Origin of the sequence: Nocardia mangyaensis (assembly GCF_001886715.1) — a bacterium.
Taxonomy (GTDB): domain Bacteria; phylum Actinomycetota; class Actinomycetes; order Mycobacteriales; family Mycobacteriaceae; genus Nocardia; species Nocardia mangyaensis.
The window spans coordinates 3,190,050-3,209,444 of sequence record NZ_CP018082.1 but is presented as its reverse complement, the minus strand read 5'-3'; the positions used below and the strand labels follow the sequence as shown (position 1 = coordinate 3,209,444).

General features: G+C 66.1%; 19 protein-coding genes. 10 read left to right on the top strand and 9 right to left on the bottom strand.

Translation table 11 applies throughout. The features are described 5' to 3' along the window. Positions 1-68: 68 nt before the first annotated feature. Positions 69-1,472, bottom strand: coding sequence for an MFS transporter (locus BOX37_RS14445; RefSeq protein WP_071931500.1), 1,404 nt, complete (start codon positions 1,470-1,472; stop codon positions 69-71). Between the two features lie 173 nt (positions 1,473-1,645). On the opposite strand from BOX37_RS14445, the gene BOX37_RS14440 reads away from it, so the two are divergent. The 4 genes from BOX37_RS14440 (at position 1,646) to BOX37_RS14425 (ending at position 4,249) form a co-directional block, all read left to right on the top strand. After that, positions 1,646-2,008: a YciI family protein gene (locus BOX37_RS14440; RefSeq protein WP_071928098.1), complete on the top strand. Its 363-nt coding sequence runs from the start codon at positions 1,646-1,648 to the stop codon at positions 2,006-2,008. Further along, complete coding sequence (locus BOX37_RS14435) at positions 1,990-3,276, top strand: RNA polymerase sigma factor (RefSeq protein ID WP_071928097.1); 1,287 nt, start codon at positions 1,990-1,992, stop codon at positions 3,274-3,276. Before BOX37_RS14440 ends, BOX37_RS14435 begins: the two co-directional genes overlap by 19 nt. A 141-nt stretch (positions 3,277-3,417) precedes the next feature. Beyond that, the gene (locus BOX37_RS14430) at positions 3,418-3,945 is read left to right on the top strand and encodes a hypothetical protein (RefSeq protein ID WP_071928096.1); all 528 of its coding nucleotides are present in this window, start codon (positions 3,418-3,420) and stop codon (positions 3,943-3,945) included. Then, on the top strand, positions 3,938-4,249 hold the full coding sequence (locus BOX37_RS14425; RefSeq protein ID WP_071928095.1) for a transcriptional regulator: 312 nt from the start codon (positions 3,938-3,940) through the stop codon (positions 4,247-4,249). Before BOX37_RS14430 ends, BOX37_RS14425 begins: the two co-directional genes overlap by 8 nt. A gap of 178 nt (positions 4,250-4,427) precedes the next feature. Here the strand turns inward: BOX37_RS14425 and BOX37_RS14420 are convergent, their stop codons facing one another. From BOX37_RS14420 to BOX37_RS14410, 3 genes are read right to left on the bottom strand one after another with little or no spacing between them, the layout of a single operon-like run. Further along, positions 4,428-5,186, bottom strand: a complete 759-nt coding sequence (locus BOX37_RS14420) for an SDR family NAD(P)-dependent oxidoreductase (protein ID WP_071928094.1) — start codon at positions 5,184-5,186, stop codon at positions 4,428-4,430. A 33-nt stretch (positions 5,187-5,219) separates the two neighbouring features. Continuing rightward, complete coding sequence (locus tag BOX37_RS14415; protein WP_071928093.1) at positions 5,220-5,996, bottom strand: enoyl-CoA hydratase/isomerase family protein; 777 nt, start codon at positions 5,994-5,996, stop codon at positions 5,220-5,222. Then, positions 5,993-7,606 (bottom strand): AMP-binding protein, encoded by a 1,614-nt coding sequence (locus BOX37_RS14410; RefSeq protein WP_071928092.1) that lies wholly within the window; start codon positions 7,604-7,606, stop codon positions 5,993-5,995. Before BOX37_RS14410 ends, BOX37_RS14415 begins: the two co-directional genes overlap by 4 nt. A 122-nt stretch (positions 7,607-7,728) precedes the next feature. Here BOX37_RS14410 and BOX37_RS14405 point away from each other — a divergent pair, with 122 nt between their 5' ends. Then, a complete protein-coding gene (locus tag BOX37_RS14405) occupies positions 7,729-8,355 on the top strand; it encodes a TetR/AcrR family transcriptional regulator (protein WP_071928091.1) in 627 nt (208 codons plus the stop codon). 139 nt (positions 8,356-8,494) lie between these two features. Here the strand turns inward: BOX37_RS14405 and BOX37_RS14400 are convergent, their stop codons facing one another. Beyond that, positions 8,495-10,291, bottom strand: a complete 1,797-nt coding sequence (locus tag BOX37_RS14400) for a CocE/NonD family hydrolase (RefSeq protein WP_240505345.1) — start codon at positions 10,289-10,291, stop codon at positions 8,495-8,497. Between the two features lie 49 nt (positions 10,292-10,340). On the opposite strand from BOX37_RS14400, the gene BOX37_RS14395 reads away from it, so the two are divergent. Next, positions 10,341-10,706, top strand: coding sequence for an NADPH-dependent FMN reductase family protein (locus BOX37_RS14395; protein ID WP_071928090.1), 366 nt, complete (start codon positions 10,341-10,343; stop codon positions 10,704-10,706). Between the two features lie 495 nt (positions 10,707-11,201). On the opposite strand, the gene BOX37_RS14390 is transcribed toward BOX37_RS14395, so the two are convergent. From BOX37_RS14390 to BOX37_RS14375, 3 genes are all read right to left on the bottom strand, one after another. Further along, positions 11,202-12,329, bottom strand: coding sequence for a GDSL-type esterase/lipase family protein (locus BOX37_RS14390; protein ID WP_240505344.1), 1,128 nt, complete (start codon positions 12,327-12,329; stop codon positions 11,202-11,204). Between the two features lie 368 nt (positions 12,330-12,697). After that, entirely contained in the window at positions 12,698-14,293 is a 1,596-nt protein-coding gene (locus BOX37_RS14385; RefSeq protein WP_071931497.1) for a GMC oxidoreductase, read from the bottom strand. A gap of 1,149 nt (positions 14,294-15,442) precedes the next feature. Further along, a complete protein-coding gene (locus BOX37_RS14375) occupies positions 15,443-15,733 on the bottom strand; it encodes a winged helix-turn-helix transcriptional regulator (protein WP_240505343.1) in 291 nt (96 codons plus the stop codon). Between the two features lie 149 nt (positions 15,734-15,882). Between BOX37_RS14375 and BOX37_RS14370 the strand changes: the two genes are divergently transcribed. The 3 genes from BOX37_RS14370 (at position 15,883) to BOX37_RS14360 (ending at position 17,653) form a co-directional block, all read left to right on the top strand. Then, the gene (locus BOX37_RS14370) at positions 15,883-16,473 is read left to right on the top strand and encodes a carboxymuconolactone decarboxylase family protein (RefSeq protein WP_071928087.1); all 591 of its coding nucleotides are present in this window, start codon (positions 15,883-15,885) and stop codon (positions 16,471-16,473) included. A 134-nt stretch (positions 16,474-16,607) separates the two neighbouring features. Next, positions 16,608-16,949: a CoA transferase gene (locus tag BOX37_RS35810; protein WP_338039858.1), complete on the top strand. Its 342-nt coding sequence runs from the start codon at positions 16,608-16,610 to the stop codon at positions 16,947-16,949. Beyond that, positions 16,946-17,653, top strand: a complete 708-nt coding sequence (locus BOX37_RS14360; RefSeq protein WP_071928085.1) for a CoA-transferase family III protein — start codon at positions 16,946-16,948, stop codon at positions 17,651-17,653. Before BOX37_RS35810 ends, BOX37_RS14360 begins: the two co-directional genes overlap by 4 nt. Here BOX37_RS14360 and BOX37_RS14355 read toward each other — a convergent pair. Continuing rightward, positions 17,650-18,264 carry a TetR family transcriptional regulator gene (locus BOX37_RS14355; RefSeq protein ID WP_071928084.1) on the bottom strand — a complete coding sequence of 205 codons (615 nt, stop codon included), beginning with the start codon at positions 18,262-18,264 and terminating at the stop codon, positions 17,650-17,652. The two genes, BOX37_RS14360 and BOX37_RS14355, sit on opposite strands and share 4 nt — an antisense overlap. 96 nt (positions 18,265-18,360) lie before the next feature. On the opposite strand from BOX37_RS14355, the gene BOX37_RS14350 reads away from it, so the two are divergent. After that, positions 18,361-19,182, top strand: coding sequence for an SDR family NAD(P)-dependent oxidoreductase (locus BOX37_RS14350; RefSeq protein ID WP_071928083.1), 822 nt, complete (start codon positions 18,361-18,363; stop codon positions 19,180-19,182). Positions 19,183-19,395 lie beyond the last annotated feature (213 nt).

Here is a 19,395-nt window from a genome sequence, read left to right as displayed (position 1 = left end):
TCCATCACGAAACGCGAACTGGCTCCGACCGAACCGGCTCTGACACGGCCGGTTCCCACGGCAGGCCGTCACAGACGATCGTTCACCAGTTCGTCGGCCAGATCGGGAACCTCGTCCGCCGTTCGCGACGGCCGATGGAGCAGAGTCAGCCCGATCACCACGCCCACAGCCGCGATCACCGCGGTGGCCGCGAATGCCGTCTGATACCCGCCGATCAGTGCCGCAGTGGTGGCAAGCGCCACCCCGAGGCAGCTACCGATGCTGAACGAGGTGTCCACCAATCCGGCAGCGAGCCCCGAATGGCCGGCGCGCACGTCGGTGAGGGCAGCGATCTGGGCGCTGACGAAAGCCGCGCCCATCCCTGCACCGAAAACCAGCAGACCGGCAACCAGAATGCTCACCGAGCCGACGGCGCCGGCCGTGGAGACCAGGATCAGGCATCCCGCTCCGAGCAGCGTACTGCCGGCCACCGCCGCCCATTTCATCCCGATGTGGTCGATCGACCGTTCGACCGCAACGATGGCGACCACGGATGTCACGGTCATCACCGCGGCCAGCAGTCCGAACTGCAGCGCCGACCATTCCAGCACGCGCTGAACATAGGCGGTCAAGGTGATCAGCAGGCCGTCCACGGCCATCCCGGCCGTGAAGATCAGGAGATTACCGCCGATCAGCAGGCGTGAACGCAGAATCCGGCCAGGAACCAGCGGAGCGGCGCAGCGACTCTCGACAACTATCAGCAACCCACCGAAGACGCACGCCACGACGAACAGGCCAAGGGTCCGGGGATGCGACCAGCCGACAGTGGGAATCTGCGTGATCGCGTAGACGAGCAGGCTCAGCGCCGCAGTCACCAGCACCGCTCCGGCCACATCGAAGGTCCGCGGTGCCCCCGCCTCCCGGCTTTCCCGCAGCAGGCTCAGCGACAGCGCGCCGACGACGATCCCGACAGGCACATTCACGAAGAAGATGAACTCCCAGCCGAGTCCGTCGGTGATCAACCCGCCGAGCACCAGCCCCACGGTCGCTCCTACGCCGCCGAGCCCGCCCCAGAGGGCGAGCGCCTTGTTCCGCTCAGGCCCCGCGGGAAAAGTCACCATGACGATGGACAACGCCGCGGGAGCGATGACGGCCGCGGCGAGGCCTTGCAGGCCGCGGCCGGCGATCAGGAGCTCGCCGGAGGGAGCCAGGCCGCACAGCAACGACGCTGCCACCCACAGCGCGTTTCCGCCGATGAACATCCGGCGACGCCCGAGGAGATCCGCCACTCGGCCGAAGAACAGCAGCAGCGCACCGAAGGCCAGCACGTAGGCAGTGACCACCCATTGCCCGCCCACGTCGTCCATTCCCAGATCCGCGGCGATGCTCGGCAGCGCGGTCACGACGATGGTGGAGTCCAGGATCGTCATGAAAAAGGCTGTCGCGAGCAGTGCCAGGACACGCCAACGACGTGGTTGCGGATCGTGAGGCATGACGAGTTCCCTTTCGAACGCGACGCTTCGGTCGAAGCGAGCTGTCATCCGGTGGTCGGAGCCGACGCCCGGGACCGGACACACGCGCACTCGTCGTCGCATGTCGCTTTTCAGCAGGCTGCTTCGATAGCTGAGTAGGCTCCGACGCGGGGCCGTGGCGGGAAGGATTCGAGATGAAATATCTGTTGCTCATCTACAGCGCGCCCCAGACTTGGTCCGCGCTGACACCGGAAGAACGTGCGCGCGTAGTACGCGAGCACTCCGCGCTCGAACGAGAACTCACCGAGTCCGGCGAATACATCGGCGGCAGCGCCCTCGCCGACCCGGAACAATCCAAAGCGGTCCGCTTCCGCGACGGTTCCCCGGTTGTCACGGATGGCCCTTACCTCGAGGCCAAGGAGCATCTCGCCGGGTACGACATGATCGACTGCGAGAGCATGGAACGGGCCATGGAGATTGTCGCTCGCAACCCGCACATCAGGCTGGGCGGGGTAGAAGTGCGACCTCTCATTGACCCATGCGGCTTGGAGATGTGAACGGCCCGAGTCGAGCATCCGAAGTCGAGGACCTGCTGCGTGAACTGCTGCCGCACGTTCTCGGCACGCTGGCACGCCGGTGGGGTGACTTCGATGCGGCCGAGGATGCGGTACAGGATGCTCTGCTGATCGCTGCCCGCCGGTGGGCGGTGGAGGGGCCACCGGACAATCCGCGGGGTTGGCTGATCACCGTCGCCTCCCGGCGGTTGACCGATCAGTACAGGCAGGATGCGGCGCGGCGCAGGCGAGAAACCACCGCCGCTGCGATGGATGCGGCTCGGGATCGAGTATCGGCCCCGGCAGACACCGATCCCACGGCAGGCGACGACACCCTGTTCCTGCTGTTTCTGTGCTGCCACCCGTCGCTGACGGCGGAGTCACAGATCGCCTTGACGCTGCGCGCGGTCGGCGGCCTGACAACGGCTCAGATCGCGAGCGCGTTCTTGGTACCCGTGTCGACGATGACCCGACGGATCAGCCGGGCAAAGCAGCGGATGGCAGTCGACGGGCCCACCTTCGGTCCGCTGTCCGAACGGGACCGTGATGAGCGCCTGCGCGCGGTGATGCAGGTGCTGTACTTGATCTTCAACGAGGGCTATACGGCCAGCGGCGGAACCTGTCTACAGCGGGCCGAGCTGGCCGCGGCAGCGATTCGCCTGGCGCGGCTGGTTCATCGGCTGCTACCCGATGAGGGCGAAGCAGCCGGTCTGCTCGCCCTCATGCTGCTCACCCACGCCCGAAGTGCTGCCCGCAGCAGACCCGACGGCGCGCTGGTACCACTCGAGAAACAAGACCGCGGCCTGTGGTCGGCCGCCGAGATCCGCGAGGGCATCGATCTGATCGAGCAGACACTACCGAGATCGCTGGTCGGCCCCTACCAGATCCAGGCGGCGATCGCGGCAGTGCACTCCGAGGCCGCTCGAGCCGAGGACACCGATTGGCCCCAGATCGTCGCGCTGTACGAACTGCTGGAAACTGTCGCACCCAGCCCTGTGGTCACGCTGAACCACGCGGTGGCCAGAGCGATGACCGATGGCCCCCAGGCCGGGCTGGACATGCTGGCCGAGCTCGGGTCCGACGGGCGACTCGCCGGCTATCACCGGCTCATCGCCGTCCAGGCGCACCTGCTGGAAATGCGGGGAGATCGTGCCGCCGCCCGCGCCGCTTATCGGACAGCGGCCCGTCGAACGACGAGTCTGCCCGAACAGCGCTACCTGGAGTCGCGCGCATCCGCGCTCGGTCCCGAGGACAAACCGGAAGTGCCGTGAGCGCGGGTCGAGCAGCCGGCCGCGCGTCAAGCCGGTTGGACGCTACTTGACCAAATTGACTTTGCGATGCAAAGTTGGAGCATGAACTCTGCATCGCAAAGTAATTTGAATGCCGAGGATCCTCGCGCGCTCCTCGGCGATATGACGACCCTGACCCGGCGCGGATGGAAGCTGGCCACTCCCATGTGGTTCCCCTTGCTCTGTGTGGCCGTGACCGTGCTCGCCTCGGTGCCGGTGGGCGTCTTGCTCGATTCCGGCATCGGCATCGGCTGGTACTGGCTCGTCGCTTCCCCACTGAGCGCGATCGTCAGCGGCTGGTACTTCACCCGCCGGCCGACTCAGATGCCGGATCTTCGCGGGTTGGCCGTCTTGTTCACCGGGATGGGCCTGCTGATTGCCGTCGGATTGATCGCCTGGCTGTACCGCGGCGCCTGGTCGCTGGTCGCCCCGTGGCTGGTGGTCGGGATCGGGCTGGCGGCGCTCGCCGTGGGCATGCGGTCACTGGCGACGGCCGTGGTCGGGGGCACCGCCATCGCCTCCGCACTGGTTGTGGCGATCGTCGACCCGGCCCACGGATACTCCTGGCTTGCCCTGATCATCGGGTTGGTGGCGGCGGTGGCGGCGGCCACCGAGATGCTGCGCATCGAGCCCGGTACCGGCCATGGCTGAACCGCATCCCATCGTGAGCCTGGATGACACCGTGCACCAACGCATCCGGCTCGGCATCCTGGCGCTGCTCCGCTCCGGGGTCGCCATGGAGTTCGGCGTACTACGCGATCAGTTGCAACTCACCGACGGCAACCTGAATCGCCATCTCAAAGTCCTCAAGGAGGCCGACATGATCGCAACCCGGCGCAGCACGGGCCGGGGCCGCCCGAAGACCTGGCTCACCATCACCGACGCCGGGCGCTCCGCCTTCGACGCTGAACTGACCGGTCTGCGCGCCCTGATCGCTGCCGCCGAACAAACCTGAGCCCGCGGGGACCTGCAGGCCGGATGGGGTAGGTGACAACTCGAGCTACCCCACCCTTCGGGTTCCACTTCCGGTGGCCAACGCGCCGCGCAATGCTTGGCCAGTGCCAGTGTGTCGGCAGGTGTTCCGGCGATGGCATAGAGCTCCTGACAGGTTCTGTCGGGGCCGTGGGCCGGATTCAGCGGATCGAGGATCCGATGCCCAAGCCTCCGTCGACATCCAAAACTATCCCGCTCACGTAGCCGGCGGCCGGTGAGCAGAGGTAGGCGGCGGCCTCGGCGATGTCTTCGGGGCTGCCGGTTTTGCGTTGTGGCACTTTGGCGATCAGCTTTTCGCGGGCGGGGGCGTTCATCGAAGCGAGCATGGGGGTATCGATGAGGCCGGGCGCGATCGCGTTGGCTGTGATGCCTTGGCGAGCGGTTTCGAGCGCGAGGGTGCGGGTGAGGCCGACGATGCCCGCTTTTGCGGCGACGTAATTGGCTTGGCCGAAGTTGCCGCGCCAGCTCATCGAGGAGAACGACACGATCCGCCCGTAGTTGCGCGAACGCATGTGCGGCAATGCCGCTCGGGCGCAGAAGAAGGCTCCTGAGAGTGAAACATCCAGCACCGAGCGCCAGTCGTCGTCGTCGATGTCCTCGATCCGGTTGTCGCGGATGATTCCGGCATTGTTGACCAGGACGTCGATGCGGCCGTGCGCACGAGTGACGGTGTCGATCCAACTGCCGACGTTTTCCGAGGAGGTGACGTCGACCTGATGGGCCAGGCAGGTGCGACCGAATTCCTTTTCGAGGCGGTCGGCGAGGTCGCGGGCGCCGACCTCGTCGAGGTCGCCGATAGCCACGATCGCGCCTTCGGCGGCGAATCGCTGGGCCATGGCTGCGCCGAGCCCTCTAGCTCCGCCGGTCACGAGAACGACCTGATCGGTGTAGCGGTTCATTGTGCTCCCAAATATCTGATGTGGCTAAGCGTTTCAGGCAGTTCGGCTATGCAGGAACGCCGTCAATGAGGCTGGTACGTCGGTGGTGTTCCAGTGCTGTTCGAAGTCGGCGAGTTCGCGGGCCAGACCCTGCTGTTCGTCCAAGGTCGTCAGCGTGTGCAACAGCGCCTTGAACGCAGATTGGGCCGGTCCGCTGGCTTCGGCCAGTTCGACAGCGGCAGTTCGTGCGCGGGCGTGCACTTCCTCGGCGGGAACCACGGCGTGCAGCCACCCGGTACCGGCGAGCTGCTGGGCAGGGACCAACTGACCGGTCAGGGCCAGCCATCGTGCGGTGGAATCGCCGAGTTTGCGTGGCAACCGCACGCTCGATCCCGCCGCAGGCAACAGGTTGTTGCGGATGTGCCCGTCTCCGATGAGTGTCGTGTCGGCCACGACGACGACGTCACAGGCCAGCGCCAGCTCGAGACCACCGGCGACTGCGTGACCGTGCAAGGCGGCCACTACCGGAAGCCTGCTGGCTTCGAGCCGGGTGACAACAGCCGAGACCCGACGCAAGAAGCGCGTCGGCCCGCCGGGGGCATCGGCCAAGCTCAGAAAGTGCTGCAGGTCGGCACCGGCACAGAAACTCGGACCCGCTCCGGTGAGGACCAAGCACCGCGTGTGCGGATCTTGTTCGGCCTCGGTCAACGCGGCGTCGAGCGCATCGACCAGCTCAGGGTCCAAGGCGTTGCGGCGATGAGGACGGTTGAGAGTGAGGGTGCGAATGGCGCCTGTGTGGTTGACCAGGACGACCGGTGCGGAAGGGCTCATCGCGCACCCAGTCCGGCCTCATTGCGGCGTCGCTGCCGCAGCTGTGCGCGCTGGATCTTGCCACTCGGCGTCTTGGGCAGGCTCGCGACGAAGTGGATCCGCCGCGGGTACGCGTGCGCGGCGTAATTCTGCTTGACCCATTGCTGAAGCTCCCCAACGAGAGCGTCGGTGACGGCCGTATCAGGTGCGAGGACCACGAACGCCTCCACGACCTCGCCGCGCACCTCGTCGGGACCGGCGATGACGGCGGCCTCGCGGACAACGGGGTGCCGAAGGAGCGTGGATTCGATATCGAAGGGGCCGATGCGGTACCCGGCCATGATGATGACGTCGTCGTCGCGAGCCGAGAACCGGACGATGCTCTCGGAATCGACCGAGGCGATATCACCGGTCAGGAAATAGGCGCCACCAGCGCGAAACCGGTCGCTGCCGCGCCCTCCGACATAGCCGCGGAAGGTCATCAAAGGGCTGCCCGCCACAACGATCGCCAGTCGTCCGGTCCGACCGGGTTCGACCGGGGCGTCGTTGTCCTCGTCCAGGACGGCGATCTCCCAGCCCGGCAGTGCCGTTCCCATCGCGCCCTCCAGCACCTGTCGTTGCACGCTGGGGTGGTGCGGGAAACCGATCGGCATACCGAGTTCGGTCTGGCCGTAGTGGTCGTGCACCTCGAGCCCGAACGCGAAGCGGGACCAGCCGTTGACCTCCGGAGTCAACGGCTCCCCCGCACTCGACAACCGGCGCAGCGTGAGCCCCTGCGGAACCGGCAGGCCGCCGGCCCGCAACCCGCGGTAGACGGTGGGCGCGGCGGTGAAATCGGTGACCGCGCGATCCTTCAGCACCGTCCAGGTCGCCGCGGCCGAGAATCCGCCGCGTAGCAGCAACGTCGGCACACCGGCCGCCAAAGGAGCCACAATCGCGGTGTAGAGACCGTAGGCCCATCCCGGATCGGCGGCGCACCAGAACACACTGTCGGGACCGACCCCCAGACCGAATTCCAGGTAGCTTTGCCAGCCGGCGGCGTAGCGCACCGGATGCACGACTCCTTTTGGTTTTCCCGTGGTGCCAGAGGTGAACATCTGCACCAGCGGCCCGTCCCCACCCACCGGCACCGAACGGATGTCTCGCCATACCGCTGCGTCGAGCCGGGCGCTCAACCCGTTCGGGACAGCCGAATCGGCGATGATCAGCTTCCAGTCACCTGCCGGCACCTTCGCCTGCTGATCACTGTCAGCCACAACGAGTCGTACAGCGGCGTCCGCGAGCCGTGACCCGATCGCGTCCTCGGCGAAGGCGGTGAACAGCGGAACATAGACCGCTCCGAGGCGCCAGATACCGAGCACCACCGTCACCAGCTCGGCGCTCTTGCCCATCAAAGTCGCGACCCTGTCCCCGCGGCCCACACCGAGCTCGGAAAGCACGGCAGCCGCTCGTCGAGAAGATTCCGCCAGCTCGCCGTAGGTGTAGTCGACCGCGGACAAACCCTCGTCGACGATCGTGAGGGCTCGATCCGACGGCGGGTGCCGGTCGCACAGCAACCACGCCACATCGGTGTCAGGCGCCCCGAACTGTTCGAGTAGCTCAGCGACGCGTACTGCACAGTCAGAACTCACAACCACTCCTATGTGGGTACTTAAACAAGTCTATTGGTACTCATTACGGTACCGCACGGACGCGACAGATGACAGCCCATTGCTCGCAGCTGCCCAGCGAAAGGTGTGAAACACTCGGTTCCATGCCTCGTACGGCCCCCGCGCGTCAGAACACGGTCAACAGTCCTCGTAAGCGACGCGTCGATGTGGCGCGTCGTGAGGATCTGCTGCATCAGGTGCAGGAGATCTTTCTCGGCGAAGGTTTCACCACCGTCACCATCGGCCAACTCGCCGAGCGCTTGCATTGCTCCAAGGCCACGCTGTACAGCGTGGCCGCAACCAAGGAGCAGTTGGTGGTGCTGGCGACCAGACAGTTCTTCGTCGAATCGGCCGAACTCATCGAAGCCGAGGTGGCCGGACTGACCGACCCGCAGGCCAAGATCTTCACCTACCTCGGCGGTATCGCGAAGGCGATGCGCCGCAACTCGACAGCCTTCTACCAGGACATGGTCGCATTCGCCCCCACAGCCGAGATCTACGGACGCAACACCGCCCGCGCGGCCGAGCGCGTCCATGAACTGATCGATGAAGGAATACGGACCGGCCGTTTTCGCGCCACCGACGGCAGATTTGCCGCGCAACTCGTCGCTCTCGCCATCGAGGGAGTCCAGTCCGGCGTCCTGCTCGAACGCACCGGCCTATCGGCCGCTGACGCCTTCAACGAATTGGCGACCCTGCTGATGAACGGCTTACTCCACGACACCGAATGACCCGTAGCCGTGCACGTTGTGCCGAGTCGGCCGACCTCGGCGTGCAGGGTCGAATCACCGCGTGACCGGGTTTCGACGCCAGAGCGGTCGTACGCCACGAAGGACGGCGGCCGATCCACCGGTCCTTCGTGGCGTGACTCTAGGAGGTGGGGACCACGGGCAGGACCAGCCGGGAAGGTCGAGCGGTGTCGTGGAAGATCTTCTGCTGTGCGACGCGGTGCTCGACGGCCACAGCCGGGTCCTCGCCGGTGTTGAGGTTGCGGTCCCAGCGCGGGAAGTTGCTGGAGGTGACCTGCACCCGGAGCCGATGACCGGCCTTGATCACGATACTGGTCGACCACAGGTCGATGGTGTGTTCATCCACGCGTCCACTTTCAGTGTCGATCCGGGTGATGCCGTCAACGATGTTGAGCGAAGTTCCGCGTTCGTCGACCTCGCACAGCCGCACGACCCAGTCCGTGCTGGGTCCGTCGGTGGCGGCGAACAGGGTCGCGCTGACCCGACCGGTGATCTCGAGGTCCTGCTGGAGTGGGTCGCTGGTGAACACCAACACATCCGCGCGGGACTCCACTGCTTGCTGATCGAACGCTCCGGGAAGAAAATCGCTCGCCATGACGAGCGCACCGCCCGTTGTCGGCACAGGGTCGGCGGGATCGTAGACATAGGATGATGACGCCACATCCGCGGTGGGAGCTGCAGTCGACAGCTGCCCGCCGGGATGGAGGAAGAATTCCGTGTCGGTGGCACGGGCCAGCGGCCATTGCTGCTCGTGTCGCCACTGGTTCAGGCCCATGACGAAGATGTCCACGCCGGGGTCCGGTTCCGTCTCGACCGGCTCGTTGGGCAGGAACTGGTCGAACCAGTCCAGCTGAATACCGGTCATCGTTCCGTCGCCGCTGGGCGGGGCCATCGAGCCCAGCCCATAGTTCACCATCCCGGCCCGTTCCGGCCGGGGATTCAAATCGTGGAGGTGTTCCCAGGGCCCGACGATCAGTCGAGTCAGGTGGCCCTGTTCGCGTGCAGCGATGTAGTTGTCGAGCGTGCCCTGCAAGAACACGTCGTACCAGCCACCCACGTTCAACGACGGCACGGTGACCTCCCCGTGCCGGCCAGCGACACGCGCCTCGGCCATCGAGGAACTGTCTCGCAGGGCGCGCCGCGTACCGATGTCCGGGAGATTCGTGCGCGTCAGCGCCGGCGCAGCGCCCGAAGGCATCTCCCAATATGTCACCTCGGCGAGCCGGTCGAAGTCGCTGATCGTGGCGCCCAGTCTGGCGAAGAGCTCCCCGGAATCTACGGCCACCTTCGGATACTGGCCAGCCGCGGTCATCAGCGACCACCAGAGATTCAGTCCGTGCTCGATCGCTCCACCACGAAAGAAGATCCCGTCGGCGGGGTCGGACCAGGTGATCTGTGGAGCGATGGCACGCAGGTGTGGCGCGCCCGCGACGGCAGCGGACCATTGGGTATTGCCGGTGTAGCTCCCGCCGAACATTCCCACGTTGCCATTGCTGTCGGGCAACGTCGCCGCCCACTCGACGGTGTCGTAGCCGTCTTGGTGCTCATGCGCCCACGGCAGCCACTCACCGTCGGAAGCGAACCGGCCTCGAGTGTCCTGCTGCACCACGATGTAGCCGCGCCGCACAGCTTTGAGGATGTCGAGCTGGGCCGCCGCCTGCGGCGAAGCCTTGTCGTACGGGGTGCGCTGCACCAGGACGGGCCACGGCCCGGGCCCAGTAGGCCGGTAGACGTCGGCGCGCAGAATCACGCCGTCGCGCATGGGCACCGACACGTCGAAACTGATAGCAACTTGACTCATTGGATCCTCACTGATCATCAGACACACCGCCACAGCACTCACAGAACATAACTGGGTACCATCGTATTTGATATAGTACCCACTGTGCCGTAGGGCACAACCCCGCGAACCATGCATCGCCGACGCGGCCGGAAGCAGCAGACACTCCCTGATCCCCGACGAGCAGATGCGACCCCTGTTCGCCTACTTGCACACCCTGGTGACTCCCACCGCCCTGTTCGCCGCGCCGGAAGACTTGGCCGATCCCGCCCTGTCCACCCGAATCTCCCGCACCGCAACCGAACTCGCCGCGCTGGTGGCCAACGGTGCCAGCGACGCCATCCGCGCCGACACTTGGCACAGCCACCGCCACGAATTCGCTACCACCGCTGCGCCTGCCGCCGACAAGTCCACACTCGACACCATCGATCTCGACACCGATCTCATGCAACTGGCAGCCGGCGGCCGAACACCACAATCGGCTCCTGGCCCGCGTCATGCAGGGCGCGGCCGCACGGGTGCGGATGGAGTTGCTGCACCGCTTCCGCGGTGACATCACTGCCAAACCTGCCTGACCGGTGAGCGGTCGGGGCTGCTGCGGGATCGGGTGGGGCGGACATTCGTCCAGTTGAGACCCGAGCTCGGCATTCGAACTCGACCTAGGAGACATCCATGGGATCCGCATCCTCACTGCTGGCCAGCGTGCTCGTTGCCCTGATCCTCGCCGCAATCCAGAGCGGCAGCGCGGGCAGCTGACCCGACACCGCGACGGCCCATCGGGAAACCCCGGTGGGCCGTCGTCATGTGCTCAGCGCGGAGTGAGTTCGACGATGCCGAACTGCTGCCAGGTCTGGTAGATGTCGGCCTTGGGTGCTTCGTCGAGGGCGAACACACGGAGCACTCCCCCGTAGGTCAGCGCAACGGTGTGCTGAGTTCACCCGACCGTGTCAGATCAGCGAGCTCGGGCACCCCGCGGCGCCAGAGCATCCAGGTCCCGCGAGAGCCTGTGCAAGTGCCGCCTCATACGCGTGTGCCGGTGCGCCCGGCGTCAGCAGGCGGGGGAACGAGCCTCCGCCAGCATGGACAGCTGGATCGTATCCGCCATTGCCCGATAGCCGGCAGGGTTGGGGTGTAGACGGTCCGGACTGGCATAGACGTCCTGAAGGACAGCGGGGTCGGCCGGGTCACGGAGGGCGGCGTCGAAGTCGACGATGCCGTCGGCGAGGGTTTGGCTACGTATCCAGGTGTTGATCTGCTGACGGTCGGTCTCGCTGCGTGGGGCCAACACGACACCGTTGACAACAGCGTCGGAGGATGGCAGCAGGGTGCCGATCCAGATCTTCTTGCCGTGCCGGCGCGCCGTGGTGATCAGTTGCTCATATCCCGCGATCATCGATGCCGCGTCGGCGTGTGGGGGCAAGCCGAGGTCGTTGATGCCCTCTTGGACAAGGACTCCGCTGACTCCGGCCTGGTCGAGTACGTCGCGTTCGAACCGGGAAAGGCCACTGGGACCGAGAAGCAGCGGTTCACCGCTGGTCAAGAGGCGGTTGCTGCCGATTCCGGCGTTGACGACCGAGACGGGAATACGCGCGTCGTCGAGCCGGCGTTGAAGGAAGTCCGGGTAGCGCCCATTGGTGTCGGCCACCGCGCGGTCGGCCGGGACAGCGGCCGGGGTGGTACCGACGAAGCCGTCGGTGATGGAGTCGCCGAACGCGACGATGGCACTTGTTTCGGCGGGTGCGAGCACATCCAGGGCGTTGACATAGAACCAGGCGTTGGTCGTGGCGGTGAACCCCGTGGGGTCGGGTTGTCCTGTCAGGTCGCCGCTACCGGCGGGGGAATAGTAGGAGGTGGCGTTGGCATTCCAGTGTTTGGTCGGCGGACCGACCGGGTCGGCGACGTGGATACTGACCGCCAGCGGTCTGAACGAGGCGGCAGTGAACGGCACCGGGTCGCTGAGGACATCGGCTCCGGCAGCGAGCGTGGTCGAGGGCTTTCCGTCGAACAGCACCGGCGTGATGTTCGCTGCGCTCGCCCCTGACACCTGATCAGCGACGCTGACGGTGTCGAAGGTGACCGGTGTGAGACCGAATCGGTTCGTCAGACGAACCCGTACCTGCGTTCCGCCCAGATGCGGGGTGATGACCATACGGAAGGTTTGATTGTTCACGGTCATCGGGACAGTCCCACCGGACGCATCCATCGGCGTCACCGAATCGGTGGGACTGGCCGCCCAGGACGCTACGAAATGCTCTCCCCCGCAACCATATTCGTGAGCCTGCGCGTGGGCGGGTTGTATCGCGAGAACGGGTTGTATCGCGCCCACCACCATGGCGCCTGCTGTAGCGGCGACAGCGATGGGCACGCGCCAGGCCGATGAGATCCGTAGCCGAGGGCGGTGAGTTGTCATGTCGGAGAATTTCATTATCGAACTCCTGCTTCACGTAGTGTGATTCGCCGGTCTGCTAGGCAGGGCATGGCATCTGTCGTGTCTCTGAATTGGTCGTTGCGGCGGGGCCGCTGCCGCATCCCTGTATTCACAGGTCAGATGAGGGTGCCGATATCGCGGGCGACGATATTGTCCAATGCCCGTTCGGCGACCGCGGCGATGGTCATCGACGGGTTGCAGGCCGCAGTGTTACCGGGCATCAGCGCACCGTCGAGGACATAGAGCCCGGGTTGGTCGTGCACACGGCCGTCGAAGTCGCAGACCGCGCCCATGCTCGCCCCACCCAAGGGGTGCCAGGTGGACGGGAACAGCGCGTTGGTATCGAGGAGAATGCCCTCGGGTCCGGCGATGCGGCGCACTGCGGGGTCGATGTGATTGTTCTGGATGTCGCTGTCGCCGGCGGAGGGCCAGTGCAGGATCGCGTCGTCGCGACCCGAGTCGTAGGCGAAGGTGCCGCGGCCGTCGCTGACTCCGAAGCCGACCATCATGGTGCTGCGCGGGTCCAGCGACAGCGGCGGCAGGGACGCCTGGATGACGGTATGCGCGGAACGCGGATCGCCCCAGTTCTTGCTGCCGTAGACCACCGGACCGCCTTGGGGCGCACCGAATTCGGCCGACGGGTCGGTCCAGACGTAGATCCGGTCGGCATTGGTCCCCCAGCCCTGGCCGAGGCCGTCGGGTAGATCGGGGATCAGCCCCTTGGCGCCCGCGCGAACCAGCAGGCGGGTCGTGTTGAGGCTGCCCGCGGCCATGATCAGGGTGCCCGCGGTGAGGATCTTGTTCTCGACCACCGCACCGGTGGTGTCCAGGCGCAGCACGTGCACGATCCACCGGCCGTCGGTGCCGCGTTCGACGTCGGTCACCTCGTGCAGGGTCTCGACGGTCACCCGACCGGTGGCCTCGGCGGCCGCGATGTAGGTGACGTCGACCGAATGCTTGCCGCCGTTGTTCACGCCCATCGCCCCGTCACCGTTGGTGTAGGACGGTTTCATCTCCCCGCGCAGTTCGGCGAGCGCGAAATCCCAGTCGATGGGCATGGGGATCTTCGACAGCGGCATACCGGCCCGCTGTACACGTTCGGCGAAAACTCTTGCTGCGCGGTAGTTCTCGCTCGCGACCAGCTCGTCGGGAGCCTCGGCCAGTTTCAGCATTCTGGCCACCCGCGGATAGTGCACCCGGTCCATCAGCGCCCAGTCGAGTTCGGCCGGGAAGTGGGTGTCGAAGACTTCCCGGGTGGGCTGCAGTGACATCCCCTGGTAAACCAGGGAGCCACCGCCGACGCCCGCCGCGCACAGGGCGGTCATGTTCACTCCCGGCACGGCTTCGACCAGGCCGGTATAGGGCTCGAAGATCATGGGGCGACCGAACAGGTTCGGGCTGGAGCGATACCAGAGTAGTCGCTTGTCCGGAGATGAGGCCCGGGGGAAGGTTTCGGCGTTGGGGCCGGTGGGCCAGCGCAGTCCGCGTTCGAGCACCGTCACCGGCACCCCCGCCTGCGCCAGTCGCAGGGCACTGACGCCGCCACCGAATCCCGAGCCGATGACCACGACCCTGTGCTCTTCCCGCGTCAGCGGGACGGTGCCGGGCTGCGCGGCGGCCGGGGCAGCCGAACCGACCGAACGTGCGCCCAGAGCTAAGGCACCAGCAGCGGCAACACCGCCCAGCAGGGAGCGGCGCGAGAATGCGGGCATCACGAGATCCTTCATCTTTGTCTGACCAAGCAGGCAGAACGGGTTGGGTTGTTCGGGACTTCTTGCGTTCGGCGAATCGAGTCCGAGGCCCGGTGTCGATCAGCCGAAGGCGCAGCCGGTGAGCGGCTACACGGGCGGAGTGGTGGGAGACGTGTTGGCGGTGTCGGCCCCGACCGCCGACACCGCGCCCGTACGGCGAATAGTCACCACTGCGCCGAGCCGTCCTGCCATCGCGAACTCGCGCTGACTCGACCGACACATACGACACGCTCCCCGTACGCCATCCGCTTGCTTCATTACTTTCGGTGTGCTCGCTTGCTGTCGACCATGAGGAGCATCACAGCGAAGCCGTCGTACGGTAACACGGTTACTCGAGTTCCGGATGGGGCGAACTGAACGCGGGACCAAGTTGGTCAACTGTTCATTTCGCGACGCCGTTCGGGCACCCGCACCGCCCCTGGGTTCGGATCGCAGGACTCGCCTGCCACCGTTCCAGCCAGAGACCACCGCATGCAATCGCCACCGCCCCGTCTGGCCGCCACCATCGGCTCGTTCACAGCGCTCACCCTGATCACGGGCGCGCCGCACGCCCCGGGGTCACCGGGCCGTCACCGTCGAAACACTCGCGGCCGCCCCGATCGCCGGGGCCGAGCAGATGTGCACCAGTGGCGCACCAGCATTCGACGATGCGATGACCGCTGCGGCGTCGGTCCTACGCGGCACGGTCGGGCCCGCCCAGCTCGTCGGCTTCGACCAGCGGGTCGCCGACTTCCGCCCCTCGATCGCCGCAGTGCGAGTGCATCGAGACGGATTGCCGATGCGTCCGGAAGTGAAGATTGCTTTCGATCTGGCGACACCGACTCTCGACATCACCAGCCCGCTGTTCTCGGCGGATACCACCGTCGCCGGTTTCACCGGAGTCGGTGCGGTGGTCACCACACCGTTGTCGATCGCCCAAGACATGGTTCGCGCCGACCGATTTCGGTGCGCCAATCATGCGCGGCGTGATGCAGTCGATGCGGGCAGTCTGGATTCGGCGGTGTCGCGACGGTGCCTGCCCGCTTCACGGAGTCATCGATGTGAACTTTTCACCAGTCTGTCAACTGGTCGCGCTTGCTGGTGCGACCAGCCCGCTGTCGGCGGGCTCGCTCACTGCGCGCTTCGAAAGCGATCCTGCTGACGACTCGCCCATCGCCGGGCCCAGGTACCCAGCGGTTCGTAAGCTTGCAACAATTCTCGGCCCTCACCCGAGAGCCGGTAGCCATTCGGGCCGTTTTCGATGATCTCGGCGTCACGTAGTTCGTGGAGCCTGGCGTTGAGCCCGGTGGCCGAAATGCTGTCGCAACGTTGCTGCAGTTGCCGGAAGGTGAGTTCGTCGGCGCGCAGTTCCCAGATGATTCGCATCGCCCATCGCCTGCCCAGAAGATCCAGCAGAGCCATGATCGGCTCCCCGGCAGTGTGTGACGACGACATCGACGAAGACTATCGCAGCGCCGATTCTCGACGGGCATCGCTCGCATCGTCTTGCGCTCGCTGGAGGCGAAGCGCTACGGTTGCGCTCTGAAAAACAGAGCACTCGGAGGTGTCCGATGTCCGATCCCGTCAGAATTCTCCCCCTTGAACCCCCGTACGAGCCCGACGTCGAGCAGTTGCTGGCCAAGTGGATGCCTCCAGGTACCGACGTGACCCCGCTGGCACTGTTCCGCACACTGGCCATCCACCCCGAATTGGCGACACGGATGCGCCCCCTCGGCGCAGGCATCCTCGGCAGCCGGTTGATCGACCCACTGCTGCGCGAAGTCATGATCTCTCGCACATGCGCGCGATGCTCGGCCGAGTACGAATGGGGCGTGCACGCCGTGGCATTCGGTGGTCCGCTCGGACTCACCGCCGCCCAACTACGTTCCACCGTGCACGGTGACCCCCACGACAACTGCTGGGACCCCCGGCAGCGCGGTGTTCTCCGGCTGGCCGACGAACTCCACGACACCAGCACGGTGTCCGATGACCTGTTCGCCGAACTGGGCACCTTGTTCGACCATCGCCAGATCCTGGAACTCACCGCGACAGCGGGCTGGTATCACACCATCGCCTATCTCATCGGGGTTGCCCGGGTGGCTCCCGAACCATGGGCAGCATCGTTCCCCGCACCCACCGCGCCGATAGCCGGACAACAATGACCGCCACCCCACAGCCCTGCCGGGAAAGGACGGGCGGCCCGATGAACGAATCCGCAGCACCGCCGGCCGGAGTGTCGGTCGTCGAGATCGGCGGATGACCGGCCGGCCCACTGACAGGTTGGCTACTCAGCGGCTTGGGCGCCACGGTCGGTCGCATCGACACACCTGCCAATGCCCCACTTTCACCTGCCCTGGACATCGCGTTGAACCATCACAAACGCCCACCTGAACATCGATCTGCTGACCGCCGACGCGCTGCGGACGTGATCACGCGCGCCGACATCGTCCTGGACAACAACCGGCCCGGGCTCCTTCCCGAACTCGGCATCGACCTCGAACGGTTGCGCGATGGCGACGAGCGACCGATCTGGGTCAGCATGCCGGGATTCGCGTCCACCGACCCCGAATTCGCCGGCACTCCCGGTTGGGAGATCCTCATCGGGGCCACCTGCGGGATGTTCACCGATACAGCGTGACTCGCCCCGCCCTGGGCCTGCCGCCGGTCTTCACCGCACTGCCGATGGCCTCAGTCCATGCCGGGGTACACGGGGCATCGGCCGCTGTGTCCGCGCTGGTCGGTCGCGACCGAGATGGTTGCGGCGACCAGATCGAAGTCCCCCTCGCGTCCTGCCTGTCGGTCGCACCGGGAAGCGCACTCCTGGATCTCGACGACCAGCAACACCGCTACGACGTGCCGCCGCTCGCACGTCCTGTCAGGATGCTGCTGCCGACACTACGAGGTGTGGCGTCGCGCCCAGACCCCCGGTCTCAGGCCGAGCTCGCCACAGCGGCCCGCGCCTTGATCCCGCCACTGATGGACTCCTATCGCTGTGCCGACGATCAGCTGCCCTACCTGTTCGCCATGGATCACGACCGAATCCCGCACACGCCGCTGCGCACCCTCGAAATCGCCGAGGCCGCAACGAGAATCGGGCTCACCACACAGGACCCGTATCGGGTCGCCACCACCGACAACCTCCACGACGCCGCCGGCCTGTCGTTCGCGCTGCGCCGAACATTGTGCACCCTCATCGCACAGCGCCTGGCGGCGCGACCCGCCGACGTATGGGAAGAACTGCTCGGCAACGCCGGGGTTCCCTGCGCCGTGCAGCGAACCACAGATCAATGGCGCGCACACCCCGCCGTGATCCCGTACCGGCAGGTATGTTTCGTCGGCTAGGTGACCGGCTCGACCAGTACACCCATGGCCTGGTCGAGTAGTTCGGACAACGGTGCGGCTCCCTCGCTGGCCGTCCAGGCATCGGTCGCGGCATCCAGACAGGAGATCGCCGCGCCCACGAGAGCGTGGGCGCGCAGGTCGCCCGTGGATTCCGAGTCATCGCAGAGCCGGCGGGCGATCTCGGGCACCAACAGGCTGTGCCAGCCCTGCGTCTTCTCCCACTGACGCGTCATCAGGGCGCAGGCGTCGTTGAGCAGCCGCATCAGGTTCAGGAACGGCTGAGGCTCGTCGGCCGTCGGCTCGGTGATCACATCGAAGGAACGGCGCAGTGCTTGCCAGCACCGTTCCTCGGCGGGGCGCGCGGCAAGCGCCGCGGCGATCCGGGGGCCGAACTCGCTCATCTTGCCGAGGACGACTTCTTCCTTGGTGCCGAAGTACCGGAAGAAGGTGGTCCGCGACAACCCGGCCTCGGCGGCTATCTGCTCGACCGTCGTCTTGTCGAAACCCTGTTCGGAGAACAGCCGGAACGCGACTTCGCTGACCTCGTCGCGCATGGCAGCTCGCGTCCGCTCCCGCAACGTGGAGCGCACGGTCCTGGAGGTCTCGGCCATGCCATGAGTGTAATACAACATACCTAAGTGGTACTCAATCCCATATAGGTATATCGTCTCTAATGTTGTCTTAGTTTCTACCGAGGAGTTCTTCCCATGAGCAAGATCTGGTTCATCACTGGTTCCTCGCGCGGCCTGGGCCGCCACTTCACCGAGGCTGCGCTCTCGCGGGGCGACAAAGTCGCGGCGACTGCCCGCAACACCGACGCACTCGCCGATCTGGTCGCCACCCACGGCGACGCGATCCTGCCGCTGACCCTGGACGTCACGAACAAAACCGCGGTGTCCGATGCCGTGCGGCGCGCCCACGAACACTTCGGCCGCCTGGACGTCGTCGTCAACAACGCCGGATACGGTCTGTTCGGCATGGTCGAAGAGCTGACCGAAGACGACGTCCGCGCCCAGTTCGAGACCAACGTCTTCGGCACCCTGTGGGTCACCCAGGCGGCCCTGCCCTACCTCCGCGCTCGAGGCAGCGGCCACATCGTCAACGTGACCAGCCTGCTCGCCCTCGCCGCCTTCCCCACCACGGGCGGCTACACCGCCGCCAAGGCCGCAGTCGAGGGGCTCTCGGACTCCCTGGCCCAGGAAGTCGCCGCCTTCGGCATCAAGGTCACCGTTCTCGAGCCCGGCCCCTTCGGCACCGAGTTCAACGCGTCCTCCGCCCAATCCGCACCACTGCCGGCCTACGACAGCTACCGCGAGACGGTCCACGCCAGCTTCGCCAACGTCCCGAATCCCGACCCGGCGGGAGTCGGCGCCGCGTTACTGAAAGTCGTCGACGCCGAAACCCCACCGTCGCGGATCTTCTTCGGCACCTTCCCCCTCCAGATCGTCCCCCAGCTCTACGCCGACCGGGTCAAGGGCTGGCAGGAGTGGGCCGAACTGTCGGCCGAGGCCGAGGCCGGAAAGCGGTAAGCCGCCAGCCCTTCGGAGCGTCCGCTTCGGAGATTCCGGCTCAGTGACCGCTGTCGACGCCGGCTCGGCGTTCCTTGAACGACAGGACGCCTCCGGGTCCGTCATCGGTACCGACGGTCTCGGTCCGCAATCGGGGAACGGCATCGAAAGCTGTCGAAATCCCAGCCTCGGCGGCGCGGCGGGAGACGGCCAGCGAGTGCCCATCGGTGCCGC